We start from the raw sequence: 24,393 nt of genomic DNA on the forward strand, positions 1-24,393 counted from the left end.
GGTGAATGGTTAGCTCTTTGCTAAGCATTCGGCAGAAAGCGGTCGCGCGTTAACCTGTTGGCGAGGGCGCGCCCCGCGTCTTTTCGAACGCGCAAAGGGACGCTGTCATATTTTGAACGACCTTAGGAAGATCAGCTCTCGGGCTGGAAGCTCAGAAGCTGCCAGTTGCCGCCGCCGACGAGGCAGGTCTTGCCGTAGAATTTGGCGATGCCGACATAGGAATGCCGGGTCGTGCGGAACTGGCGGCAGACCTGGCCGGACTCGTTGTTCTCGACGATCGTATCGATGACGCCGGCACTGCCGGTCGATGCGTTCGCCCAGGGAAGCGGCTGGCCCTCGAGCCTTTGCACGTCGGCCGAGGTCACGGCGTTGCGCACGGTCATTTCGTCGGAAAGCGTGTCGGTGCTCGGCGGCGTCTGCGGCACGGTGCCGGTTGCCACCGACCGGTCGACCTTGGCTTCACTCAGGAAATCCATGCCGCCGCCGACGCAGCCGGACAGCGACAACATCGCGACGCCGATGACGAAGAACACACTGCTGCGTCGCCGCAGGCCCTTTGTATGGCGAGATGACTTTGTTATGACTTCCACCCTGCATCCTGTCCAGTTATCAAAAGCTGGGCGAGTTTTGAATAATCCGGGGCATTTGAACCAATATGTCGGCAAACGAGTTAACAAGCGGTGACTTTACCGAAAGTGGCGAGCCCTTCAAGCTCTTTGCCGAATGGCTGAAAGAAGCCGAGCTTTCCGAGCCCAACGACCCCAATGCGGTGGCGCTGGCAACGGTCGATGAGGATGGTCTTCCCAATGTCCGCATGGTTCTCCTGAAGGGATTCGACGAAGACGGTTTCGTCTTTTACACCAATTTCGAGAGCCAGAAAGGCCGCGAAATTCTGGGCCAGAAAAAGGCAGCCATGTGCTTTCACTGGAAAAGCCTGCGTCGTCAGGTCAGGCTGCGCGGCCCCGTCGAGATCGTCACCGATGCCGAAGCCGACGACTATTTCAAGACGCGGGCGCGCGGCAGCCGCATCGGGGCCTGGGCCTCCAGACAATCCCGCCCGCTCGAAAGCCGTTTCGCGCTGGAAAAGGCCGTAGCCGAATATACCGCGCGTTATGCCATCGGCGAGATTCCGCGCCCGGCCCACTGGTCGGGCTTCCGCATCCGCCCGACCTCGATCGAATTCTGGAAGGACCAGAAATTCCGCCTGCATGACCGGGTCGAATTTCGCCGGCCGTCGCCGGAAGGCGAATGGGACAAGGTGCGGATGTATCCGTAACGGGCTTTACCTGCCCATCAGCTTCAGCGGTATGCCGGAGGCGAGCGCCGAGACGTAGCGTCGCTTCTGGTAGAAGCCGTTGAGCGAAATGCGCGGGAGATAGCCGGTCAGCCGCGCTGACGGCAGCCCGGGCTGCGTGGTGACCGCAAGGGTAAAGCCGAGATTGCGAGCGAGGCGCGCCTCCCGGGCGGTCGCAGCCGCCGGCGTGCCATAGGGATAGGCGATCGTCTCGGGACGGATGCCGGTCACCGCCTCGACGTAATCCGCCGAAACCTGCATTTCGATTCGCGCTTCGGCTTCCGGCAAGCGGCCGAGCGCCCGATGGCTGATCGTATGGGCGCCGAGCGTTGCGAGCGGATGTGCCGCCAGCCATTGCAATTCGCCAGGCCCCATCACCAGTTCGCGGACGATATCCGTCGGCTCGATGCCGTTTTCGCGCGCCAGCAGATCGATGGCGGCGACGGCGCGCGCCTCGTCGGAGCCGTGGACATAGGCGGCAAAGCGGTCGAAGGCATGCCATTGCTGCTGCGGGCTGTCGAGCGCCAGGCGCTCTCTGCCGTGGCCGAAATCGAAGTGGATTTCGCTTGGCCGGCGCAGGAGGACGGCGAGCGTCTCCCACCAGATGCTGTGGGAGCCTTCGGCAAAACCCTTGGCGACGAACACTGTGAACGGCGCCTGATGCCGCTCGAACACCGGCAGCGCATGTTCCAGATTGTTGCTGTATCCGTCGTCGAGCGTGAAGGCAGCGAAGGGCTTTGCGCCTTCCGGCTCCGCCAGCAGCACCGGCACCTGATCGAGCGGCACGAAGCTGTAGCCCTCTCGCCGCAGCCGCCGCAGCGCCGCGTCGAGAAAACGGGGGGTGATTTCGAGATGCGCATTCGGCTCGAAAGCCTGGGACAGGTGTGGGCGGACATGATGCAGGGTGAAGACGACGCCGCGCCCGCGTGCTTCGCGCATCAGTCCGACTGACGCGAGCAGCCAGGAAAATTCGAGCCCGGCGCCGATCGCCAGTCGCTTGCCCAATCGCTTGAATTGTCCCGTCATGCGGCGCTTTTCCCTTGCCTTTTCCGGAAACTAGCAAGTGCGACTTAAGCCTTGCTGAATCCCGATCCGGCACGGGTCTTTCATTTCCTGTTTACCAAGACGATGAAAAGACTAGAAAAATGATAGGCGTTGCCTCAAAGTCGCGCCAAACTTGCGGCTTCTGTCACATTACGGCACAAATGCCGGTCTGACCGAGAGCCCGCATCAAGGGCTGCGCATCAGGGCCAGCGTATGAGGGGCCAGGGTATGAGGGGAAAGTGCATGAGAAAGCTTTTGGCGGCTGTTTTGACCGTAACGCTTGCCGTTTCGGCGCCGCTTGCGGCCCTTGCCGGCAACGCTTCGCTGATCCTCGATGCCCGGACCGGCAAGGTTCTCGCCTCCGAAAACGCCGATACGCTGAACCATCCGGCCTCGCTGACGAAGATGATGACGCTCTATCTCACCTTCGAGGCGTTGAAGCGCGGCAAGATCACCTGGGACACCCCGATCCGGATGTCGAAATACGCCGCCTCCCGGCCGCCGACCAAGCTTGGCGTCAAGGCGGGCGGCACGATCACCGTGCGCGAGGCAGTCTATGGCATGATCGTCAAATCCGCCAATGATGCCGCCTCCGCCATGGGCGAGAAGCTCGCCGGCTCGGAAAGCGGCTTTGCCCGGGTGATGACGGCCAAAGCCCGCCAGCTTGGCATGAGCCGCACCGTCTTCGTCAACGCATCCGGGCTGCCGGACGGCCGCCAGGTCACCACGGCGCGGGACATGTCGACGCTCGCCATCGCGCTGATGAAGAATTATCCGAACGAATACCGGCTGTTTTCGACGGCAAGTTTCAATTTCCGCGGCCGGACGGTGCGTGGTCACAATAATCTCATGTACCGCTACCAGGGCATGGACGGCATCAAGACCGGTTATACCAATGCTTCCGGCTTCAACCTCGTCAGTGCGGTCAGAGACGGCAACCGCCGCGTCGTCGGCGTCGTGCTCGGCGGCCGCACCGCCCGCAGCCGCGATGCCAAGATGGCTGGTTTGCTCGACCGTTATCTCGGCCGTGCCTCGTCTTCCGGCGGCGCAAGGCTGATGGCGAGCGTCGGCGCGAGGGAACCCGTCGAAGTCGCGTCCGCCGCCGAGGCCTCCGATGTTCCCGTGCCGCTCAACGCACCGCGCCCGGCCGACGATCTCGCAGCCAAAAGCCTTGCCTATGCCGACGATGCCGTCGTGCCGCTGGAGCGTCCCGTCGCGATGGACGAGATCCTGAACGCCGGCAAGACGCCGAAGACATCGGCAGAGAAGACCAATGGCGACTGGCAGATCCAGATCTCGGCCGCACCGAGTGCCGATGCGGCGCGTGCACTTCTCGCCCAGGCGAAGTCGGAAGGCGGCGCGCCGCTCGTGTCCGCTTCGCCCTATACGGAGGCGGTCGGGCAGGGCGCCAACAAGATCTATCGCGCCCGGTTCGTCGGCTTCGCCAGCAGGGATGCCGCCGTCTCGGCCTGCGATGCGCTGAAGCAGCGCTCCTATGACTGCATGCTGCTGCCGGACCACGGCTGATCGCCGCGCGGCGATCTGGACAATCCCGTTCTGGACAATCCCGTTCTGGACAATCATTGGGAATCAGCGTCTCCTCCATAAACAAAAGGAGAACGCTCATGCTACGTCGTCTCGCCGATCAGTTCGAAACCTCATCCGCGGCCTATGCCGCAGCCAACGGCATCGAGCGTGACGCCGACTGGTTTTTGCTGAAGCTGCAGGAAGAGGTGGGCGAACTCACCCAGGCATGGAACCGCCTGACCGGCCGCGGGCGCCGCAGGGAACGGACGCAGGAAGAGCTCGACCGCGATCTCGCCGACGAAACCGCCGACCTGCTCGGCCACATCCTGCTCTTTGCCCGCCGCAACGATATCGACCTTGCCGCTGCGATCGAGCGGAAGTGGCGGTTCCAGCCGGCGCTGACGTCGAAGGGCTGATGCAAGGCGCCTAAAATTGCGCAGTGTTTTGGAATGACGGCGGAAGGTCGATGTCACTCGCTTTCATAGCAGTTGGCAGGAAATGTCAGGAGCTACTTTGGATCAGAAAACACGTAAGCTCCTCACTGAGCGAGGACTCGCTTCGCATATAAACGACACGAAATGGCGGGAACTCTGTGCAGGAATAAGGGAACTTCCGTTTCCGCCTGCGTATCAAGTCAAGGTGCTCGACGCGCACGAACCGTATCCTTCTACCATCGAACCGGCTCCCACATACTGGGGTGATTGGGCTTCAACGCCTGAGGCCGCATTGGGAGTTCACGTTGAATGGATCAGGCTCGCTCCAAGATATACGCGCCACGTAGCACGTTTGCTCCCGCCGGTTATTGAGGATTGCGCGGATCAACTGCGCTCATTGCTCCGACGGCTGCGTATCCCTTTTGTTGAAAGTGAGGGCTTTTTCACGATTTATGGGTATGCTTCCGGCATCGATTTTGACACAACGTGAACGGTATTCTGCCTCAGAAACTCGTTCCGCAGACGCCAATTTGTCAACAGAACCTGTGACTTGCAGCCTTCAGCCGACCTTATAGCGGTAGAATTTGCTGTCCACCGCCATCAGCGGGAAGGCGCGGGGCAGGGCGCTCTTGGCAATCTCGCTAAAGCCGTTCTTCTCGTAGAAGCGATGTGCGGCGACGAACTTGTCCGTCGTGCCGAGGAAGATATCGGTGAGGCCGGCATCCCTGGCATGGGCAAAAAGCCGATCGAGGAGCCGCGCCGCCACGCCATGCTCGTGGCCGCGAACCTCGGCGGCAACGAACATCTTGCGCAGCGCCGCTCGGTTGTTGCCGATATCCTTGAGCCCGACCGTGCCGACGATGGCGCCATCCTTCACGGCAACCCAGAACTGCCCCTTGCCGGACTGGTAGAAATCCGGGATGACCCTGAGATCCGGCTGCTCATCCGCGGTGATATCGATACCGAATTCCTCGCGCTGGATCGGCAGGATCACCGAAAGCACGGCATCGGCGTCGTCGGCGGTGAAGGTTCTGATTTCGACGTCCGCCATGACAGGTCCTTTCGCCTCAGGTCTGCGTGCCGCCGACCGTCACCTGATCCATGCGCAGATGCGGCTGGCCGACGCCGACGGGGACCCATTGACCGGCTTTGCCGCAATTGCCGATGCCGGTATCGAGCTTCATGTCGTTGCCGATCATCGACACCCGCTTCATCGCATCCGGACCGTTGCCGATCAGCATCGCGCCCTTGATCGGCGCGCCGACCTTGCCGTTCTCGATCAGATAGGCCTCGGTGCAGCCGAAGACGAACTTGCCGGAGGTGATATCAACCTGGCCACCGCCGAAGGAGACGGCGTAGATGCCCTTCTTCACCGAGGCGATGATTTCCTCAGGCGTCTTGTCGCCGCCGAGCATATAGGTGTTGGTCATGCGCGGCATCGGCACATGGGAATAGCCCTGGCGGCGGCCGTTGCCGGTCGGCGCCATGCCCATCAGCCGGGCATTCTGCCGATCCTGCATATAGCCGACGAGCTTGCCGTTTTCGATCAGCACGTTGTAGGCGGACGGCGTGCCCTCGTCATCGATGGTGATCGAGCCGCGGCGATTGTCGATCGTGCCGTCATCGACGACGGTAACGCCGGGAGCGGCGACCATCTGGCCGAGAAGGCCTGAAAAGGCCGAGGTTTTCTTGCGGTTGAAATCGCCTTCCAGCCCGTGGCCGACAGCTTCGTGCAGCATCACGCCCGGCCAGCCGGAGCCGAGAACGACGTCCATCGTGCCCGCCGGCGCATCGATCGCCTCGAGATTGACGAGCGCCTGGCGCAGCGCCTCGTCGGCGCCGTATTGCCAGCTGCCCTCGGCGATGAAATCGCCGAAGCCGATGCGCCCGCCGTGGCCATAGGAGCCGCTCTCCTGCCGATCGCCTTCGCCGACCATCACCGAAATGTTGATGCGCGTCATCGGCCTGATGTCGCGCACACGGTGTCCGTCGGCGCGCAGGATGTCGACGACCTGCCAGCTTGCGGCGACCGAGGCCGTCACCTGGCGCACCTTGTCATCCTTGCCCCTGAGATAGGCGTCGATGTCCTGCAGGACCTTGACCTTCTCCTCGAAGCTCGGCTGGCCGATCGGGTTCTCGTCGCTGTAGAATTTTTTGTTGGTGCCCTGGGGTGCGGCCGCATAGGAGCCGGAATAGCCGCGCGTCACCGCGCCGACGGCATCAGCCGCCCGCTTCAGCGCCGCCACCGAGAGATCGCCGGCATGGGCATAGCCGACCGCTTCGCCGGCAACGGCGCGCAGGCCGAAACCCTGCTCGGTGTTGAAGCTGCCGCCCTTGAGTCGGCCATTGTCGAAGGTCAGCGCTTCCGCCTGCGCATGCTCGATGAACAGTTCGCCGTCATCGGCGCCGGACAAGGCCTCGGCGACAAGGCCACGCATCGTGGCTTCGTCGGCATCGAAAAGCGTCAGGAGATCGGTGGTCATGATATGGCTCCAATGGGCATGCGTTCAGGAGTGCACTGACTCCCTAGATAGGACTCCACATAATAAGGAGTGAAGCCCCGCCGTCGAATTATTCTTTTTTAATGGGATGGGAGCGGCAAACCGCCTTGCGCTGCGTGGCGGCGCGGCCTTTCTACATAATCAGCTTGGGAGCCGATTTGTTCGAGATGGTGAGCAAACAAATGCCCCTCACCCTAACCCTCTCCCCGTAAAAACGGGGCGAGGGGACGTGCCATGAGAGAGGCTGGCGGGGAACGGAGAGGTCTGCGGCATATCCCCTTCGCCCCGCGTGCGGGGGTCCGAAGGACGGGTCGAGACCCGTGGCTCGACCCCGGTCGGTGGCGGCAGCCGGATGAGGGGCGCGCCACGGAGACGACGGTTGCCCTCACGGCAGAGCGTCGAAACCTTCGGCGAAGCCCTTGAGGTCGACGGGGATGCCGATGCCTTCTTCCGGGGTCTGGAAGACGATGAAGGTTGCCTGGGCGCCGCTGCGGAAGGTCTTGAGCAATTCATCCTCGAGCACGACCTCGGCGTAGCAGCCGTCGGCAAAGCAGCGGACGAAATAGGCGCGGCCGATATCCTTGCCGTCGACATTGAGCCCGAGGCCGTTCGGCAGCAGCACGCCAAGTGGTGCCAGCACGCGCAGAATCTTCGACTTGCGGTCGGCTGTCTTCAGGACGACGACGGAAAGCCCGACCTCCGGCCGATCCTCGGCGATGACGTTTTGCATCAGCGCGCATTGTTCGGTCGAAGCCCCTGCCGGCTTGTCGCAGACGACGGACCATGCGCCATGATTGGATTTCACCGTGCCCGGCGCCGGCGGCTGTGTCTGGCCAGGCACCGGTTCGACATTCGGTTTGGCGGCGCTCGGCTGTTGCGGCGCCGGAGCAGGGGCCGGCGCGGAAGCCGGGGGCTTGGCCTGCGACGGGGTGGGTTGCTGCTGTGCGAAAACGGGCGTCGTCGCTGCGGCCGCGATGCTGGCAGTCAGGAGAAGCGACTGCGCGAGGGAACGGAAACCCATGGAAACCTCTGGATATCGAATCATTGCGGCTATTGTTGAAGCTGCCCACCAAAAATGAAAAGCCCCACCCCGTGAAAACCGGGGGACTGCGGCGGAAATTGGACCTTTGCGAAATAATGTGTCGCGCGCGGATTGGCCGGAAAGCCGATTTTTCATATGCTGATGAAAAACTTGGGATGTTTTGCCGTTCTGGCCTGCCTATGCTTTGAGCAAAAATGCCGCATAGACAATTGCTCTGACCTGTTGCGGCAAATGCCAAACTGTGGTTTGAAGCGCTGAAGATGGCAAGGATTCTGCGTTCTATTTTGCAGGTCAAGCGCTCGAGGGAGATACTAAGGTGATGAAGAAGGCTTATGCAGCCCTGACCACGCTGGTCTGTCTGCTTTTTGCTTCCGGCACATATGCCGACCAGCCCACGCCGTGGCAGGCGACGCTGCAGCCGGCGGCAACGCCGATCATGCGGGAAATCCATTGGTTCGAACAATATACCCTGTGGTTTATCGTTCCGATCACGCTCTTCGTTCTGGTCCTGCTCATCGTCGTCTGTTTCAAGTTCCGCGCCAGCGCGAACCCGGTTCCCTCGAAGACGAGCCACAACACGCTGATCGAGATTGCCTGGACCGTGGGGCCGGTCCTTGTGCTTCTTCTTCTCGCCATTCCTTCGTTCAACCTGCTGACGGCGCAGCTGACGCTGCCCGAAAACCCCGACGTGACGATCAAGGCGACCGCCACCCAGTGGCAGTGGAACTACGAATATGAAGGTTCGGGCGAAAGCCCGCTGGCTTTCGATTCCTACCTCTTGAAGGATCAGGACCGCGCGGCCGCCGGCAAGGAAGACAAGTCGATCTATCCCAGACTTCTCGCCGTCGATAACGAACTGGTCCTGCCGGTCAACAAGACGGTCCGCGTTCTCGTGACTTCCGCACCGACCGACGTCATCCACGCTTTCGCCATGCCGTCCTTCGGCGTCAAGATCGATGCCGTGCCGGGTCGCCTGAACGAGACCTGGTTCAGGGCCGAGCGCGAAGGCCTGTTCTACGGCCAGTGTTCCGAGCTCTGCGGCAAGGACCATGCGTTCATGCCGATCGCCATCCGCGTCGTCTCCGAGGACAAGTACAAGCAGTGGCTGACCGCAGCCGCCAGCGACCTGCCCGGCGCCTACAAGACACTCATGGCCGCAACCGATGGTCCCGCAAAGACCGTCAACGTCGCCGAAGCACAGTAATAAGGGGATCGGGACAATGGCTGGACCTTCCGCTCACGACGATCATTCTCATGATCACGCCGCCCATCATGACCACGCGCATGACGATCACGATCACGGGCACAAGCCGAGCTTTGCCAATCGCTGGCTGTTCTCGACCAACCACAAGGACATCGGCACGCTCTACCTGATCTTCGCGATCATTGCCGGCATCATCGGCGGCGCGCTGTCGGTTGCCATGCGCATGGAGCTGCAGGAGCCGGGCATCCAGATCTTCCACGGCCTGGCCTCGATGGTCTACGGCTATGAGGGCGATGCCGCGATCGACGGCGCCAAGCAGATGTTCAACATGTTCACCACAGCGCACGCGCTGATCATGATCTTCTTCATGGTCATGCCGGCGATGATCGGTGGTTTCGCCAACTGGATGGTGCCGATCATGATCGGCGCGCCGGATATGGCTTTCCCGCGCCTCAACAACATCTCCTTCTGGCTGATCGTTCCCGCCTTCGCGCTGCTGCTGCTGTCGATGTTCGTCGAAGGCCCGGCAGGCGCCTATGGCACGGGCGGCGGCTGGACGATGTATCCGCCGCTGGCGACAACCGGCACGCCGGGACCGGCAGTCGACCTTGCGATCTTCGCGCTCCACATTGCCGGCGCCTCGTCGATCCTCGGTGCGATCAACTTCATCACCACGATCCTCAACATGCGCGCTCCCGGCATGACGCTGCACAAGATGCCGCTGTTTGCCTGGTCCGTGCTGATCACCGCCTTCCTGCTGCTGCTGTCGCTGCCGGTTCTGGCAGGCGGCATCACCATGTTGCTCACCGACCGCAATTTCGGCACCGCGTTCTTCTCTCCGGAAGGCGGCGGCGATCCGATCCTTTACCAGCACCTGTTCTGGTTCTTCGGTCACCCTGAGGTCTACATCCTCATCCTGCCGGGCTTCGGCATGGTCAGCCACATCATCTCGACCTTCTCGAAAAAGCCGATCTTCGGTTACCTCGGCATGGCCTACGCCATGGTCGCGATCGGCGCCGTCGGCTTCGTCGTCTGGGCCCACCACATGTACACGGTCGGCCTGTCGCTCGACGCGCAGCGCTACTTCGTCTTCGCGACGATGGTCATCGCCGTTCCGACGGGTGTGAAGATCTTCTCCTGGATCGCGACGATGTGGGGCGGCTCGATTTCGTTCCGCACGCCGATGCTCTGGGCGATCGGCTTCATCTTCCTGTTCACGGTCGGCGGCGTCACCGGCGTCCAGCTGGCCAATGCCGGTCTCGACCGCTCGCTGCATGACACCTATTACGTCGTGGCCCACTTCCACTACGTTCTGTCGCTCGGCGCCGTCTTTGCGATCTTCGCCGGCTGGTACTACTGGTTCCCGAAGATGACCGGCTACATGTACAACGAGCTGGTCGGCAAGCTGCATTTCTGGATCATGTTCATCGGCGTCAACCTGGTGTTCTTCCCGCAGCACTTCCTCGGCCTCGCCGGCATGCCGCGCCGCTACATCGACTATCCGGATGCCTTTGCCGGCTGGAACTATGTTTCCTCGATCGGCTCCTATATCTCGGCCTTCGGTGTGCTGATCTTCCTCTATGGCGTCTTCGAAGCCTTTGCCAGGAAGCGTGTCGCCGGCGACAATCCGTGGGGTGAGGGTGCAACGACGCTCGAATGGCAGCTGCCTTCGCCGCCGCCCTATCACCAGTGGGAACAGCTTCCGCGCATCAAGTAAATTGCGCGGACATCAGGACGCCGCATTCGATACGGCGTCCTGATGGTAAGACATTCAGGACGGAATGATGACGGTTATCGACAATCACGAGGTGCTTGCAAAGGACGGCGAATTGTCGGAAGCGAGTGCGCGCGATTATTTCGAATTGTTGAAACCACGGGTCATGTCGCTCGTGGTCTTCACTGCGTTTGCCGGTCTCGTGCTGGCGCCGGGCCACATCCATCCCGTCCTCGGCATGATCGCCATCCTCTGCATCGCCGTCGGCGCCGGCGCCTCCGGCGCGCTGAACATGTGGTATGACGCCGATATCGACGCCATCATGAGCCGCACCGCCAACCGTCCGATCCCGGCCGGCCGCATCGCGCCTTCCGAGGCACTCGCCTTCGGCCTGGTGCTGTCGGGCTTTTCGGTGGTGATCCTCGGCCTGGCCGTCAACTGGCTCTCGGCTGGCATCCTCGCCTTTACCATCTTCTTCTATGCCGTCGTCTACACCATGTGGCTGAAGCGCTCGACGCCGCAGAACATCGTCATCGGCGGTGCTGCCGGCGCCTTCCCGCCGATGATCGGCTGGGCCTGCGTGACCAACAGTGTGACGATCGAGAGCACCGTTCTCTTCCTCATCATTTTTCTGTGGACGCCGGCGCATTTCTGGGCGCTCGCCCTCTTCAAGATGCGCGATTACGAGGCCGTCGGCGTGCCGATGCTGCCGAACGTTGCCGGCGAACGGGTGACCAAGCATCAGATCGTCGCCTATGCGGTGCTGACCGCCGTCTGCGCGGTATTGCCGTCCTTCCTCGGTTTCGCAAGCCTCGGCTATGGCCTCGTCGCCGCCGCCCTCGGTGCGATCTTCATATACTGTTCCATCGCCGTCTGGCGCATGCCCGACGGCGATTTGAAGATGATCCCGGCGAAGAAGCTTTTCGGCTTCTCGATCTTTTATCTCTTCGCCGTGTTCTCCGCCTTGATGATCGACCGGCTGGCGTCGGTGCTGGTCTCGCATGCGGGAGGTTGGTTCTGATGGAATTGGTCAAGCTCACGGAAAAGCAGCTCAAGTCGCGCCGCAACCGCAACATCGCGCTGGGGCTGGTGCTTGCCGGCCTCGTCGTTCTCTTCTACGTGATGGCAATCGTGAAGATCGGCGGGGGAACGGCCGGATGAGCGATAACCCCGCCGCACCGAAAAAGCCCGGCCGCAACAACGGCGCCGTCGTCATGATGTGCCTGAGCTTCGTCTTCGGCATGGGCGCGATGAGCTATGCCGCCGTGCCGCTCTACCGCATCTTCTGCCAGGTGACCGGCTATAACGGCACGACGCAGCGCGTCGACCAGGTGTCGAGCGTCGTGCTCGACCGCACGATGCGCGTCACCTTCGACGCCAATGTCGCCCCCGGCCTGCAGTGGGACTTCAAGCCGGTCGAGCGCGAGGTCAACCCGAAGATCGGCGAGACCATCCAGGTCAATTTCACCGCCGAGAATCGTTCGAACGAGACCCAGCGCGGCCAGGCGGTTTTCAACGTCACGCCGGGCGAAGCCGGCGTCTATTTCAACAAGGTGCAATGTTTCTGCTTTACTGAAACGGACCTGAAGCCGGGCGAGAAGCTCGACATGCCTGTCGTGTTCTACATCGATCCTGAAATCGTCAAGGCGGTGGAATCGAAGAATATCCATACGATCACGCTGTCATATACGTTCTACCCGAAAGAGGGTCCGAAGCCGGTGGCTTCGAATGAGGGTGGAGCGGAGAAGATTGAAAAGAAACTTTGATCAAGGCTCGTTTCCGGCTATGCCGGGAGCGGAGTGAAGGAAGACATCCGGGGATAACGACATGGCCGATGCTCACCAGAAGAATCACGACTATCACATCATCGATCCGAGCCCGTGGCCGATTCTAGCCTCGCTCGGCGCCTTCATCATGGCGCTCGGCGGCGTCTCCTACATGCGTTATCTCAATGGCGGCTCCTTCAAGGTCGCCGGCTTCGAGCTTGCCAATCCCTGGGTTTTCTATATCGGCTTCGCGCTGGTGCTCTACGTCATGTATGGCTGGTGGGCCGATACGGTGAAGGAAGCCCATGAGGGCGCCCACACCCGTGTCGTCTCGCTGCACCTGCGATACGGCATGATCATGTTCATTGCTTCGGAAGTGATGTTCTTCGTCGCCTGGTTCTGGGCCTATTTCGACGTTAGCCTCTATCCGAACGAAGCGATCCAGGCCTCGCGCCTGCTCTATACCGGCGGCACCTGGCCGCCGAAGGGCATCGAGGTACTCGACCCCTGGCACCTGCCGATCTACAACACCGTCATCCTGCTTCTGTCGGGCACCACGGTCACCTGGGCGCACCATGCGCTGCTGCACAACGACCGCAAGGGCCTGATCCAGGGCCTGACGCTGACCGTGCTGCTCGGTATGTTCTTCTCTGCCGTTCAGGCCTACGAATATGCTCACGCCCCGTTCGCCTTCAAGAGCTCGATCTACGGCGCGACCTTCTTCATGGCGACGGGTTTCCACGGTTTCCACGTCCTCGTCGGCACGATCTTCCTGGCTGTCTGCCTGATCCGTGCGCTGCGCGGCGACTTCACCCCGAAACAGCATTTCGGCTTCGAGGCGGCCGCCTGGTACTGGCACTTCGTCGACGTCGTCTGGCTGTTCCTGTTCTTCTGCATCTACGTCTGGGGCGGCTGGGGCGCACCCGTCGCAGCCGGCTGATTGGAACGATATTCAAGCAAAAGGCGGGCCTCGTGCCCGCCTTTTTTGTTGGCAAATCTCGTTTTGCTTAGCCCGCATGCCACAGCGGTTCAGTTCGCGCTCGTGGCTGCCCCTCACCCTAACCCTCTCCCCGTAAAAACGGGGAGAGGGGACGTGCCAAACGCAGCGTCGCGAGTGAGGGAAGCCGGTGCGGCATAGTCCCTTCGCCCCGCGAGCGGGGAGAAGGTGGCGGCAGCCGGATGAGGGGCTGCCCTCGGCAATCTCCTGGGCCGAGGTGAGAGGCCCGTGCCCGCTGTCTATCGCCTCAGCGCGCCCCCGCGATCCGTTCGAAGGCCGAAGGCTGGGGAATCCCGAGATCCAACTGATGGCGGATCGCCTCGGCGCATTCGAGCGGTGTCAGCACTGACGTATCGACCTCCATATCGTAGATGCCGGGACGATGCACCTCGTCTTGCCAGCGTTGCACCGGTTCTGGAATGGGCACTTCCTCCGTGGCGCTGAGATAAAGCGTCTCGCGCCCCTCTTGGACAGTGTCGCGCCGCTGCATGATCGTCTCGATCGGACAGCGCACGCCGACGAAGAGCACGGGAAAGTCTTCCAGTCGCCGGGCGCAATCGCCGAGGATGCCGAGCGGCTGCGAATAGCTGTCGTGGTGGCCGAGATCGGCGATGACATTGAGCCCCAGGCTGGCATGGATGGCGATCGATTCGTAGAGTGCCGCATAAAAGAACGGCACCAGTTCCTCCAGGTCCGGCCGTTCGCCGCCCGGTCGCAGTCCGATGCCCGGAAGGTAGCGCTTCGGTGTCATGGCATTGTAGCTGTCGACGCCGAGGTTGATCCACGGCCCCTCGAAGTGTTCCTGTACTGCGCGCGCGATGCTCGATTTGCCGCTCCGCGGCGCACCGTTGAGGATAATGATCTGCACGGAATGGCTATCATTGGTCATCAGTCTTCTTCTTCTGTTTGGCGCGAATCATTACAGCGCCGCGCGACTTTTCAGACGCGGCAAGGACGCTGTAACACTTTGAATTGCTGATAGTTCCTCACATCGATTCCGATGTGAGGAACTATCAGCGGGACGAAATCACGCAGGCATTTCCCTTCGTCCTGCGAATAATTTATGGGAGAGTTAAGGCAGCATCGAAAAAGCCGCGGCCGCCAAGGCTGCCGGAAGGAATGGAATGAACGAGGACAGCGCCCATTTTCCGCCCGTCGATCCGGTGAAGACAGGCATCAAGGGCTGCTGCCCGCGCTGCGGCCAGGGCAAGCTCTTCGATGGCCTGCTCGGTGTGAAGCCGCGCTGCGCCGCCTGCGGCCTCGATTATTCCTTTGCCGATTCCGGTGACGGCCCGGCCGTCTTCGTCATCCTCATCGTCGGCTTCATCGTCATCGGCATGGTGCTGTGGCTGCAGGTGAATTACGGACCGCCGATCTGGGTGCATATCCTGCTCTTCGCTCCGTTGACGATTATCCTGTCGCTGCTGACGCTGCGCTGGTTCAAGGGCATCCTGATCGCCATGCAATACCGCCATAATGCCCGCGAAGGACGCCTGAGTGACTGATATCGACCATGCCGCGCCGCGCCGCCGGCTGCCGGTTTTCACCGGCATCCTGGTGCTGATCGCCCTTGCCATCCTGATTTCGCTCGGCACCTGGCAGGTGGAGCGCCTCCACTGGAAGGAGGGCCTGATCGCCGATATCGCCGCGCGGCAGGCAGCAAGCCCCGTGCCGCTCGCCGATATCGAGGCGATGGCGGCTGCAGGCGGCGACATCGAATACCGCAAGGTGACCGCCAGCGGCCGCTATATCAACAACAAGGAGCGGCACTTCTTCGCCACCTGGCGCGGCCAGACCGGCTATTACATCTATACCCCGCTGGAGCTTGCCGACGGGCGCATTCTTTTCGTCAATCGCGGCTTCGTTCCCTATGACAATAAGGAGCCGGAAACGCGCATGCAGGGCCAACTGACGGATCAGCAGACCGTCACCGGCCTGGCGCGCGAAAAGCTTCCCGGCAGGCCTTCCTGGGTGGTGCCCGACAACGACGTCGCCAAGAACATCTTCTACTGGAAGGATCTCGACGTCATGGCCGAAAGCGTCGGGCTGGAGAAAGCGCGCGTCATTCCCTTTTTCGTCGATGCCGATTCCACCCTCAATCCGGCCGGCCTGCCGATCGGCGGCGTCACCCAGGTGGATCTGCCGAACGATCATCTGCAATATGCTTTCACCTGGTACGGGCTTGCCGCCGTGCTGGTCGTCGTGGTGGCGATCTCCTGGTTTCGCAAGGGCGCCAAGGCACCTCCGCAATAGTATCACTTCAATTCTCGACCATATTGGGCTAGAGGTCGCTAAATCTCTCAACCCGGAACAGACATGAATATTGCGGCCAAACCTCCTTTGACGATCAGGCTCTGCGGCCCGCGCGGCTTCTGCGCCGGCGTCGACCGCGCCATCCAGATCGTCGTGCTGGCGCTGAAATCCTATGGCGCGCCGGTCTATGTGCGCCACGAGATCGTCCACAATCGTTATGTCGTCGAGGGGCTGGAGGCCAAGGGCGCCGTCTTCGTCGAGGAGCTGGACGAAATCCCGGCCGAACATCGCGCCCAGCCGGTGGTCTTCTCCGCCCATGGCGTGCCGAAATCCGTGCCGGAGGATGCGGCAAGCCGCAACCTCTTCTATCTCGACGCCACCTGCCCGCTGGTCTCCAAGGTCCACAAGCAGGCGATGCGCCACAATCGCCTCGGCCGTCATGTCGTGCTCATCGGCCATGCCGGCCACCCCGAGGTGATCGGCACGATGGGTCAGCTGCCGGAGGGGTCCGTTTCGCTGATCGAGACGATCGAGGATGCCGACGCCTATATTCCCACGGATCCCGATAATCTCGGCTATGTCACCCAGACGACGCTGTCGGTCGACGATACCGCCGGCGTCATCACCCGCCTGCACGAGCGCTTCCCGAACCTGACGGCGCCGGCAGCGGACTCGATCTGTTATGCGACGACCAACCGCCAGGAAGTGGTGAAACAGGCAGCGCCCGGCTGCGATCTCTTCATCATCGTCGGCGCGCCGAACTCCTCCAATTCCAAGCGCCTCGTCGAAGTGGCGCTCAGGGCAGGGGCGAAGAAATCCATTCTCGTGCAGCGCGCCGCCGAGCTCGACTGGGACGAGATCGGCGCGATTTCGACGCTCGGCCTCTCCGCCGGCGCCTCCGCACCCGAAGTCATCGTAAACGAGATCATCGAGGCTTTCCGCGCCCGCTTCGACGCCCGCGTCGAACTGGCCGAAACGGTGCAGGAAACCGAAAATTTCCTCGTCAACCGCGAACTGCGCAATATCGAGCTGACGGCGGCCGACATGGCTTTCGTCAACGGCTAGATCGGCCTTCGGCCTGGCGTCCACTCCGGCAAATCCAATATCAACAAGGCATGAAGGCGAGACCTCACTTGGCAGTCTATACCGATATCGCCGAAGACGATCTGAAATGGTTCCTGACGGAGTATGACGCAGGCACGCTGCTCTCCTACAAGGGCATTGCCGAAGGCGTCGAAAATTCCAACTTCCTGCTTCACACCTCCAAGGATCCGCTGATCCTGACGCTCTATGAGAAGCGGGTGGAAAAGAGCGACCTGCCTTTCTTCCTCGGCCTGATGCAGCATCTTTCCGCCCGCGGTCTGTCCTGCCCGCTGCCGCTGCCGCGTCGCGACGGCGCGCTGCTCGGCTCACTGTCCGGCCGTCCGGCGGCGCTGATCTCCTTCCTCGAAGGCATGTGGCTGAGAAAGCCGGAGGCGAAGCACTGCCGCGAGGTCGGCAGGGCGCTGGCCGAGATGCATGTGGCCGGTGACGGTTTCGACTTGAAGCGGGTGAATGCGCTGTCGATCGACGGCTGGCGGGGCCTGTGGGAGAAATCCGAAGCGCGCGCCGGCGAGGTCGAGCCCGGCCTGCAGACCGAGATCCGCAGCGAACTCGATTTCCTCTCCGCCGCCTGGCCGGAGAGCCTGCCGGCCGGCGTCATCCACGCCGACCTCTTCCCCGACAACGTCTTCTTCCTCGGCGACCAGCTCTCCGGCCTGATCGATTTCTATTTCGCCTGCAACGACCTGCTCGCCTATGACGTCTCGATCTGCCTGAATGCCTGGTGCTTCGAGAAAGACGGCGCCTATAACATCACCAAGGGCACGGCGATGCTCGAAGGTTACCAGAGCGTCAGGCCGCTGAGTGATGCCGAAATCGCAGCTTTGCCGGTGCTGTCGCGTGGGTCGGCGCTGCGCTTCTTCCTGACCCGGCTCTATGACTGGCTGACGACGCCTGAGGGCGCCATGGTCACCAAGAAGGACCCGCTCGAATATCTGCGCAAGCTGCGGTTCCACCGCCAGATCAAATCGCCCGCCGAATATGGATTGAGCCTATGAAACACGTCGATATCTTCACCGACGGCGCATGCTCCGGCAATCCCGGCCCCGGCGGCTGGGGGGCGGTGCTGCGTTATGGCGATGTCGAAAAGGAGCTTTGCGGCGGCGAGGCGGATACGACCAACAATCGCATGGAGCTGCTGGCGGCAATCTCGGCGCTATCGGCTTTGAAGAGCCCTTGCGAGGTCGATCTCTATACCGACAGCGCCTACGTCAAAGACGGTATTTCCAAGTGGATTTTTGGCTGGAAGAAAAACGGCTGGAAGACCGCCGACAAGAAGCCGGTAAAGAATGCCGAGCTCTGGCAGGCGCTGGAGGCGGCCCGTGACCGCCACAAGGTGACGCTGCACTGGGTCAAGGGCCACGCCGGCCACCCGGAAAACGAACGCGCCGACGAACTCGCCCGCCGGGGCATGGAGCCTTTCAAGAAGGGCAAGGCGGTTTCCTTTTAAGTCCTGCACATTTGCCTTTGCGCGTCTCGGCGACATTGAGCGCGTGCATCCTTTCCGTCCCGCGCGAAATCAACTGCGATAACGCAATGCATTTACCAGGAGCGAGAATGCGGGGGAAGCAAGCCGTCTGCTCGGATAATAAAGGTGATATCCAGGAAATGGCGGTGACCAGTCCTCCAGCACGGGCACCAGTTTTCCTTCACGGATCAGCGGCAGCAGGTAATCGTCTGGCAGGCATGCCAGACCAAAACCGCCCAGCGCCGCATCGACGATCATCGGGACGTCATTGCAGATGAACTGACCTTCAACACGAACATTCAGCGGCTTGCCGTCTTTTTCGAACTCCCAGGCGTACAAGCCGCCAACAGTTGCAAGCCTGAGATTGATGCAGCGGTGCTGCGTCAGGTCATGCGGCGTGGCCGGTTTCGGATGCCGTGCGAAATAATCCGGCGAGGCAACGACCAGCATCCGCATTTCCGGGCCGATCTTGAGCGCGATCATATCTTTTTCGATATGCTCCCCAAGCCGGACCCCGGCGTCGAAGCGCTCGTTCACAAGATCGATCAGCCGGTTGCCGACAGAGATCTCGATGTTGATATCCGGGTAAGACTGCATCAATCCCTTTACGGCAGGCATGAGGATCGTTTCTGCGGCATGCCGGGTCGAAGTGATGCGTATCGTGCCTCCCGGCGCATGCCGCATGGCGCCAAGTGCATCCAGCCGGCTGCGGATATCATTGAACGCAGGTCGCAGCGTTTCGGCCAGCTGCTCTCCGGCCTCGGTTGGAACAACGGTGCGGGTCGTCCGCGTCAGGAGCCGGAGGCCCATGCGATCTTCCAGTCGGCGCACTGTATGGCTGAGGGAGGATTGCGAGGTCCCCAGCAGCGCGGCCGCACGTGTGAAGCTTCGTTCTTCGGCGACCGTCAGGAAGGCCGCCAGGTCACCCAGTTCATCGCGCTTCATTCATGAATCCTCAATATAAGTCCATTCCGATCCTAGCATCTAGTCGGAGTAATCAGCCAGGAGTAAATTCTCCTCGATAGCCGGCGGTCTATAGATCTGCCAGGGACAAAGGCCCGCCGACCAACAGACCGGGAATTGTGATCCATCAGCGGAGCGGCGTCCCGCAGGCCGCCCCTTTCATGAATGGCGGATATAGCCCCTTTCGGAATCCGATGCCTAATCGGGCCCGTCCTCCGATCCTATGTCGGACCGGACAGTCAACAAGGAGATCACCATGAAAACCATCGCCGCAAGCCTTGCCATCTCGGCATTTGCAGCCGCGGGCGCCGAAGCGCAGCAGAATCCCCGCGTGGCTCCGCCGGCCGTTTATCAGGTCGCCCCAGGCCTTGGCCATTTTACGGATGACGTTCTGTTCGGCGAGGTTTGGAAGCGCGGCGATCTGACCCCGCGCGACCGCAGCCTGGTCACCATTTCGGTACTGATCTCAACCGGCAAGGGGCACGTCCTTGCCAACCATGTAAAGCGCGCCCTCGAAAATGGTGTCGAGCCCAGGGAAGCGGGCGAGGTCGTCACGCATCTCGCATTTTATTCCGGCTGGCCCAATGCAATATCGGCCGTGACGGAGATCAAGAAGGTCTTTGACGAGCTGAAGATCGCGCCCGTGGCGGACAGCGATGACACACGCATTCAGTTCAATGCCGCAACGGAAGCCGCCCGCAGCGCGTCCGTCGACGCCGAGGTGGCGCCGACCGCGCCGGCGCTTGCCGATCTGACGAACCGGGCATTGTTCGGCGATCTATGGCAGCGCCCGGATCTGTCGGCTCGCGATCGCAGCCTCGTTACGGTGGCGGCTCTCGTGGCGATGGGGCAGTCTGACCAACTGGCCTTCCATCTCAACCGCGCCATGGATAACGGTCTCAGCCGGCAAGAGGCGGCTGAAGCTATTACCCATGCCGGGTTTTATGCCGGTTGGCCTCGCGCCATGTCGGCAGTGCCGGTTCTCAAAACCGTCTTCGCAAGCCGTGACGCTTCCGCCGCGCGCAATCCGGCGGAAGCAGATATCAAGGTGGTCAAACGCGGTAGCCAACCGGTAAGCGGTCCGGCCGAGCGTTTCACCGGCGAGGTCCAGGTATCGGCCGCTTACAAGGGTGATGGCGCTGCCCGCATTGGCGGTGCCACGGTTGCCTTCGAACCCGGCGCCCACACGGCCTGGCATTCGCACCCGCTCGGTCAGACGCTGTTTGTCGTTTCCGGCCGAGGCTGGGTCCAGAAGGAAGGCGGCACGGTCCAGGTCATCGAACCGGGCGACGTCGTCTGGATCCCCCCGATGGTAAAACACTGGCACGGTGCCTCGGCTGATGAAGCGATGGTGCATTTCGCAGTATCGGAAGCACTCGACGGCAGCAGCGTGACCTGGATGGAGAAAGTCGCTGCCGAGGACTATAGCCAGGGCCGCCAGGCCGATAATTGACCGACAAGCTGCGGGGAAAAAGCGCATGCAGAAATCGAGCGCACGCCGGCATTTTCTCACATCGCTGCCCCTGGCGGCGATCGGGCTGGCTATGACCTCCGCCGGCGCTGGGGCTCAGCAAACTCCGTCCGCGAACACGCTGGTCGCCTATTTTACCCGGACAGGCAATACACGCGTCATTGCCCTGCAGGTCCGCCGGGCACGGCAGGCCGCGCTGATTGAACTCCAGCCGGCCGAGCCCTATCCGGAAGACTATGAGGAAACTGTTGCCCAGGCTCGCCGGGAAACCGAACAAGGCTTCCTCCAGCCCCTGGCTCAATTGGTTGCCAACCTCGATCAGTATCAGGAGATTTTCCTGGGCTTCCCGATTTGGGGAACAACGGCACCGCCTGTTATCCGCTCATTTCTGCGGTCTCATGATCTTTCGGGCAAGATCATCCGCCCCTTCATCACTCATGGCGGTTACGGCCTTGGAAACAGCCTTGAAGTGATCAGGTCCCTGGCGCCGAATGCTACGATCGAGCCGCCGTTCTCCTTGGAAGCGGACCAGGAACGCCGGACGATGGAACAGGTGAGGAGCTGGCTGGGTTGAATAAGACACTTAGCTTCACAAGGCCTGGGATGACGGAGGGTGCGGATCGGTAACAACCCAAATTCCCCGCTGGTGCAGCGGGATAGCGGGTTCGCTTTTCGCCGCGCCTCATGGCAGCGGTGCGTCGGTTTAGGGCACCTCAAGTCGCCCGCTGCTGCGGTGCGGTCGCCGCGCCCTGGATCAGCCGGTGCAGATATTCGAGTTTTGCCACAACCGGCGAGGACAGCACGAAGGGGTAGGAGTCGGGCTGGCCCATGCTGCGCTGGATGGCGTTGATCGCGATGCTGAGCGGCACCCAGGCGCTGACCAGCTGTTCGGCGCTTCTTGCCCGGTAGGGGATGAAATCCACCTCGCCTGATATTTCCTCATGGCCGCTCGGATCGATGGCGATGCCGAAGGCGCGCGCGGTTTCGAGCGTGTCGACGATGTGTAGGTAATGCGCGAAGCATTCGGCAAAATCCTCCCAGGGGTGCGACGCCGCATAGGCGCTGATGAAATTGTCCTGCCATCCCAAGGGCGCGCCGCCGGCATAATGGGTCTGGAGGGCTGCCATATAATCCTGCCGTTCGTCGCCGAAGACCGTGCGGAAATCGGCAAGACCGCCCCGATCGCGCACCAGCTTGTTCCAGATGAAGTGGCCGGCCTCGTGGCGGAAATGGCCAAGCAGCGTGCGGTAGGGTTCGTTCATCGAGCTGCGCGCCTGTTCGCGCGTCGCATCGTCGGCCTCCGCGGCGCGGATGGTGATCAGGCCTTCCTCGTGGCCGGTCATGGCCGGCACGATAAAGCCATTGCTCTCTATCGAATCCTCGAGGAAATCGAAGACCAGGCCGCCTTGCGGGTCTTGCGCCCGATCCGGATGCGGCAGCTTCCAGCGCAGCAGCGAATAAAACAGATGGCGCTGCGCCTGGCTGATGCGCCGCCAGCGATCGATGCCGTCCTGGGTGTCGGTGTTCGGAACCAGCCGGTTATGGCGGCAGGCAACGCAGAATTCACTCTCGCCATCATCGTCCACCAGCCAGTTGCAGATGTCGAGGCTGGCATTGGCGCAGAAGCGGACGTCGCGATCGGGATTGGAAACGAGCTGCCAGAGCGTCTCGTCGCGCGGTTCCAGCGCATGCATGGCGAGATCGCCGGGCAGGAAGCCGAGGCGGTGGTTGCAGCGCACGCATCGTCGGTTGTCGAAGTGGACGACCTGATCGCAATTGTCGCAGGCAAAAAGCTTCATCTTGTCTATCTCTGCAAAGCATGAGGGTGGGGGATTAAAAATGCCTGCCGCGCGCTGGCGCAGCAGGCATGGTGATAAAGGATGAGCGTCTACTGCGCATTCCTTAAAGCGGAATCACAGCGTCTTTGCGTGTGTGAAGAGACGCTGTCGCTCAGAGCCGGTCGACGGCACCCTTGAGCTTGTCCTTGACCTTGCCGGTTGCGACTTGTCCCTTGCCCTTGGCTTCCTGGACGGCGCCCTTGGCCTGCATTTCGCGATCGTCGGTCGCCTTGCCGACGGCCTGCTTGGTCTTGCCGGCAATTTCGTTTGCCTTACCGGAAATCTTGTCGCTGGTGCTACCCATTATGTGATGTCTCCTTGGTCGGCATGGGCCTTTTGTCCATGCTTGCCGAAATGAAACGTCACTCTTGGCTATTCGTTCCCGCTGCCGTCAGGCCAGCCTTCAGGCATGGCCGGCTTCGGCCGACAGCATGGCGGCGGTCACGCCCATGCCGGCGAGCGCCCGCTCGTATTTGTCGTCGAGGCTGCGGTCGAAGATCAATTCCTCATTGGCCGGGCAGGTGAGCCAGCCATTGTTGACGACCTCGCTTTCGAGCTGGCCGGCCGCCCAGGAGGAATAGCCGAGCAGCATCGTCGCCCGCGTCGGCCCGTCGCCCTTGGAAATGGCGCGCACGATGTCGAGCGTCGCCGTCAGGCAGATATCGTCGCTGACGGGGATGCTGGAGTCGCTGGAATAATCGTCCGAATGCAGCACGAAGCCGCGGCCGCTTTCCACCGGGCCGCCGGTCTGGATCGGGAATTCGCGCGCCCGCTTCGGCAGCACGATCGAATCTTCCTGCTTGATCATGTCGAGATGCAGCAGCACATCGGTGAAGGTAAGGCTCTGCGGACGGTTGATGACGAAGCCCATGGCGCCGGCATCCGAATGCGCGCAGATGTAGATGACAGTGCGCGCAAAATTGCGGTCTTCCATGCCCGGCATGGCGATGAGGAACTGGCCATCGAAGAAGCCACGTTCCCGTCTGTTCTTCAGCGTCAATAAGGACATCGTTCCTCCTGCTGCTAGACCGCACCAAGGCCTCGACAAAAGAAACATGGGCCAATGTCACACATCAATCAACTGAAAATGAAGATTTAAATCGCAGCGACTTCTGGCGGCCAAACAGCACATTCGGTAAACCTTTGTTCCATGATGATTATTTCCTCAGGCCCGCGCAGGCTTTTAATCGCGGTTGTATCAGCGGTCGCAGCCCTTGTGCCGTTTTATTCCGCCCATGCGGAAATGAGCGCCTGGGCGGACAACGAGGGCGGCCGCATGCGCCTCGTGGCGCTCGCGCCCGATGCCGGCGGCAAAATCCGCGCCGCCCTTCAGATCGAGCCGAAGCCCGGTTGGATCACCTATTGGAAAGAGCCCGGCAACAGCGGCATTCCGCCGCAAATCGCCATCGCGGCGGAAAGCGGCGTCACGCTCGATGCCATCGCCTATCCCGTTCCGAAGCATTTTTTCAACGGCGCGATCGAGGATATCGCCTATGACGCGCCGGTGACGCTGCCGCTGTCGCTGACGGCGGCCGGCAAAGGCCCGGTTACGATCGACGCCGCCGCCTTCATCGGCATCTGCAAGGATATCTGCATTCCCTTCCAGGCGAATTTGCAGCTGAAGCTCGGCCCCGCCATCCAGTCGCACCCGCAGGAGGAGGCGATCCTCCAGGCCGCCGATGCGAGGCTGCCGAAGCCGCCATCGCAGGATTTCGACGTGACGGCGCATGCGATGTCGCCCGACAGGAAAACGCTGTCGCTTGATCTCGTCTTGCC

28 protein-coding genes are annotated in these 24,393 nt (G+C 61.6%); 18 read left to right on the forward strand and 10 right to left on the reverse strand.

What is annotated here, in order from left to right; all coding sequences use genetic code 11:
- Window positions 1–131 precede the first annotated feature (131 nt).
- On the reverse strand, window positions 132–590 hold the full coding sequence (locus tag GR198_RS30590; protein ID WP_029872697.1) for an RT0821/Lpp0805 family surface protein: 459 nt from the start codon (window positions 588–590) through the stop codon (window positions 132–134).
- A gap of 65 nt (window positions 591–655) precedes the next feature.
- Here GR198_RS30590 and pdxH point away from each other — a divergent pair, with 65 nt between their 5' ends.
- Entirely contained in the window at window positions 656–1,276 is a 621-nt protein-coding gene (pdxH, locus tag GR198_RS30595; protein WP_029872698.1) for a pyridoxamine 5'-phosphate oxidase, read from the forward strand.
- A 6-nt stretch (window positions 1,277–1,282) separates the two neighbouring features.
- Here the strand turns inward: pdxH and GR198_RS30600 are convergent, their stop codons facing one another.
- Window positions 1,283–2,320: a polysaccharide deacetylase family protein gene (locus GR198_RS30600; RefSeq protein ID WP_029872699.1), complete on the reverse strand. Its 1,038-nt coding sequence runs from the start codon at window positions 2,318–2,320 to the stop codon at window positions 1,283–1,285.
- Between the two features lie 261 nt (window positions 2,321–2,581).
- On the opposite strand from GR198_RS30600, the gene GR198_RS30605 reads away from it, so the two are divergent.
- From GR198_RS30605 to GR198_RS36400, 3 genes are all read left to right on the forward strand, one after another.
- Window positions 2,582–3,865, forward strand: coding sequence for a D-alanyl-D-alanine carboxypeptidase family protein (locus tag GR198_RS30605; protein WP_029872700.1), 1,284 nt, complete (start codon window positions 2,582–2,584; stop codon window positions 3,863–3,865).
- A gap of 98 nt (window positions 3,866–3,963) precedes the next feature.
- On the forward strand, window positions 3,964–4,281 hold the full coding sequence (locus GR198_RS30610; RefSeq protein ID WP_028742779.1) for a MazG nucleotide pyrophosphohydrolase domain-containing protein: 318 nt from the start codon (window positions 3,964–3,966) through the stop codon (window positions 4,279–4,281).
- Window positions 4,282–4,363: 82 nt separating this feature from the next.
- Window positions 4,364–4,789 (forward strand): DUF6678 family protein, encoded by a 426-nt coding sequence (locus tag GR198_RS36400; protein WP_409514062.1) that lies wholly within the window; start codon window positions 4,364–4,366, stop codon window positions 4,787–4,789.
- Between the two features lie 69 nt (window positions 4,790–4,858).
- On the opposite strand, the gene GR198_RS30615 is transcribed toward GR198_RS36400, so the two are convergent.
- From GR198_RS30615 to GR198_RS30625, 3 genes are all read right to left on the reverse strand, one after another.
- Window positions 4,859–5,350, reverse strand: a complete 492-nt coding sequence (locus tag GR198_RS30615) for a GNAT family N-acetyltransferase (RefSeq protein ID WP_029872701.1) — start codon at window positions 5,348–5,350, stop codon at window positions 4,859–4,861.
- Window positions 5,351–5,366: 16 nt separating this feature from the next.
- Window positions 5,367–6,782, reverse strand: a complete 1,416-nt coding sequence (gene tldD, locus GR198_RS30620) for a metalloprotease TldD (protein WP_029872702.1) — start codon at window positions 6,780–6,782, stop codon at window positions 5,367–5,369.
- A gap of 403 nt (window positions 6,783–7,185) precedes the next feature.
- Window positions 7,186–7,845, reverse strand: coding sequence for an invasion associated locus B family protein (locus GR198_RS30625; protein WP_029872703.1), 660 nt, complete (start codon window positions 7,843–7,845; stop codon window positions 7,186–7,188).
- Between the two features lie 316 nt (window positions 7,846–8,161).
- Between GR198_RS30625 and coxB the strand changes: the two genes are divergently transcribed.
- The 6 genes from coxB to GR198_RS30650 all read left to right on the forward strand — a co-directional run bounded on the left by coxB (window position 8,162) and on the right by GR198_RS30650 (window position 13,466).
- The gene (coxB, locus tag GR198_RS30630; RefSeq protein WP_029872704.1) at window positions 8,162–9,046 is read left to right on the forward strand and encodes a cytochrome c oxidase subunit II; all 885 of its coding nucleotides are present in this window, start codon (window positions 8,162–8,164) and stop codon (window positions 9,044–9,046) included.
- Between the two features lie 16 nt (window positions 9,047–9,062).
- Window positions 9,063–10,763 (forward strand): cytochrome c oxidase subunit I, encoded by a 1,701-nt coding sequence (gene ctaD, locus GR198_RS30635; RefSeq protein ID WP_029872705.1) that lies wholly within the window; start codon window positions 9,063–9,065, stop codon window positions 10,761–10,763.
- 67 nt (window positions 10,764–10,830) lie between these two features.
- Window positions 10,831–11,781, forward strand: coding sequence for a heme o synthase (locus GR198_RS30640; RefSeq protein WP_026264989.1), 951 nt, complete (start codon window positions 10,831–10,833; stop codon window positions 11,779–11,781).
- A complete protein-coding gene (locus tag GR198_RS35590) occupies window positions 11,781–11,921 on the forward strand; it encodes a hypothetical protein (protein ID WP_020048779.1) in 141 nt (46 codons plus the stop codon). The genes GR198_RS30640 and GR198_RS35590 overlap by 1 nt, the downstream gene beginning before the upstream one ends.
- Window positions 11,918–12,526, forward strand: coding sequence for a cytochrome c oxidase assembly protein (locus GR198_RS30645; protein WP_130788898.1), 609 nt, complete (start codon window positions 11,918–11,920; stop codon window positions 12,524–12,526). The genes GR198_RS35590 and GR198_RS30645 overlap by 4 nt, the downstream gene beginning before the upstream one ends.
- A gap of 61 nt (window positions 12,527–12,587) precedes the next feature.
- Window positions 12,588–13,466, forward strand: a complete 879-nt coding sequence (locus tag GR198_RS30650) for a cytochrome c oxidase subunit 3 (protein WP_164070155.1) — start codon at window positions 12,588–12,590, stop codon at window positions 13,464–13,466.
- Window positions 13,467–13,770: 304 nt separating this feature from the next.
- Here the strand turns inward: GR198_RS30650 and GR198_RS30655 are convergent, their stop codons facing one another.
- Window positions 13,771–14,412, reverse strand: a complete 642-nt coding sequence (locus GR198_RS30655; RefSeq protein ID WP_164070156.1) for a chloramphenicol phosphotransferase CPT family protein — start codon at window positions 14,410–14,412, stop codon at window positions 13,771–13,773.
- A gap of 235 nt (window positions 14,413–14,647) precedes the next feature.
- On the opposite strand from GR198_RS30655, the gene GR198_RS30660 reads away from it, so the two are divergent.
- From GR198_RS30660 to rnhA, 5 genes are all read left to right on the forward strand, one after another.
- Window positions 14,648–15,028: a DUF983 domain-containing protein gene (locus tag GR198_RS30660; protein ID WP_003545995.1), complete on the forward strand. Its 381-nt coding sequence runs from the start codon at window positions 14,648–14,650 to the stop codon at window positions 15,026–15,028.
- Window positions 15,021–15,776 (forward strand): SURF1 family protein, encoded by a 756-nt coding sequence (locus tag GR198_RS30665; RefSeq protein WP_164070158.1) that lies wholly within the window; start codon window positions 15,021–15,023, stop codon window positions 15,774–15,776. The genes GR198_RS30660 and GR198_RS30665 overlap by 8 nt, the downstream gene beginning before the upstream one ends.
- Before the next feature lie 63 nt (window positions 15,777–15,839).
- Window positions 15,840–16,841, forward strand: coding sequence for a 4-hydroxy-3-methylbut-2-enyl diphosphate reductase (gene ispH / locus GR198_RS30670; protein ID WP_024324036.1), 1,002 nt, complete (start codon window positions 15,840–15,842; stop codon window positions 16,839–16,841).
- A 68-nt stretch (window positions 16,842–16,909) separates the two neighbouring features.
- The gene (locus tag GR198_RS30675; protein ID WP_164070160.1) at window positions 16,910–17,875 is read left to right on the forward strand and encodes a homoserine kinase; all 966 of its coding nucleotides are present in this window, start codon (window positions 16,910–16,912) and stop codon (window positions 17,873–17,875) included.
- Window positions 17,872–18,327 (forward strand): ribonuclease HI, encoded by a 456-nt coding sequence (rnhA, locus tag GR198_RS30680; RefSeq protein ID WP_003545999.1) that lies wholly within the window; start codon window positions 17,872–17,874, stop codon window positions 18,325–18,327. Before GR198_RS30675 ends, rnhA begins: the two co-directional genes overlap by 4 nt.
- A 69-nt stretch (window positions 18,328–18,396) precedes the next feature.
- Here the strand turns inward: rnhA and GR198_RS30685 are convergent, their stop codons facing one another.
- Window positions 18,397–19,290, reverse strand: a complete 894-nt coding sequence (locus GR198_RS30685) for a LysR family transcriptional regulator (RefSeq protein WP_164070161.1) — start codon at window positions 19,288–19,290, stop codon at window positions 18,397–18,399.
- A gap of 274 nt (window positions 19,291–19,564) precedes the next feature.
- Here GR198_RS30685 and GR198_RS30690 point away from each other — a divergent pair, with 274 nt between their 5' ends.
- Together GR198_RS30690 and GR198_RS30695 are read left to right on the forward strand one after the other, a co-directional pair.
- Window positions 19,565–20,761 carry a (R)-mandelonitrile lyase gene (locus GR198_RS30690; protein ID WP_164070162.1) on the forward strand — a complete coding sequence of 399 codons (1,197 nt, stop codon included), beginning with the start codon at window positions 19,565–19,567 and terminating at the stop codon, window positions 20,759–20,761.
- 25 nt (window positions 20,762–20,786) lie between these two features.
- A complete protein-coding gene (locus GR198_RS30695) occupies window positions 20,787–21,353 on the forward strand; it encodes a flavodoxin (protein WP_164070164.1) in 567 nt (188 codons plus the stop codon).
- Between the two features lie 139 nt (window positions 21,354–21,492).
- On the opposite strand, the gene GR198_RS30700 is transcribed toward GR198_RS30695, so the two are convergent.
- The 3 genes from GR198_RS30700 to GR198_RS30710 all read right to left on the reverse strand — a co-directional run bounded on the left by GR198_RS30700 (window position 21,493) and on the right by GR198_RS30710 (window position 23,626).
- Window positions 21,493–22,578 carry a zinc-binding metallopeptidase family protein gene (locus tag GR198_RS30700; RefSeq protein WP_164070166.1) on the reverse strand — a complete coding sequence of 362 codons (1,086 nt, stop codon included), beginning with the start codon at window positions 22,576–22,578 and terminating at the stop codon, window positions 21,493–21,495.
- Window positions 22,579–22,729: 151 nt separating this feature from the next.
- Window positions 22,730–22,921: a CsbD family protein gene (locus GR198_RS30705; protein ID WP_003546001.1), complete on the reverse strand. Its 192-nt coding sequence runs from the start codon at window positions 22,919–22,921 to the stop codon at window positions 22,730–22,732.
- Window positions 22,922–23,020: 99 nt separating this feature from the next.
- Window positions 23,021–23,626 (reverse strand): YqgE/AlgH family protein, encoded by a 606-nt coding sequence (locus tag GR198_RS30710; RefSeq protein WP_003546002.1) that lies wholly within the window; start codon window positions 23,624–23,626, stop codon window positions 23,021–23,023.
- Between the two features lie 141 nt (window positions 23,627–23,767).
- Here GR198_RS30710 and GR198_RS30715 point away from each other — a divergent pair.
- Window positions 23,768–24,393: protein-disulfide reductase DsbD domain-containing protein (locus GR198_RS30715; RefSeq protein WP_164070167.1), on the forward strand; the 626-nt coding region annotated here is incomplete at its 3' end.

The organism is Rhizobium leguminosarum (assembly GCF_010668065.1).
Taxonomy (GTDB): Bacteria; Pseudomonadota; Alphaproteobacteria; order Rhizobiales; family Rhizobiaceae; genus Rhizobium; species Rhizobium leguminosarum_S.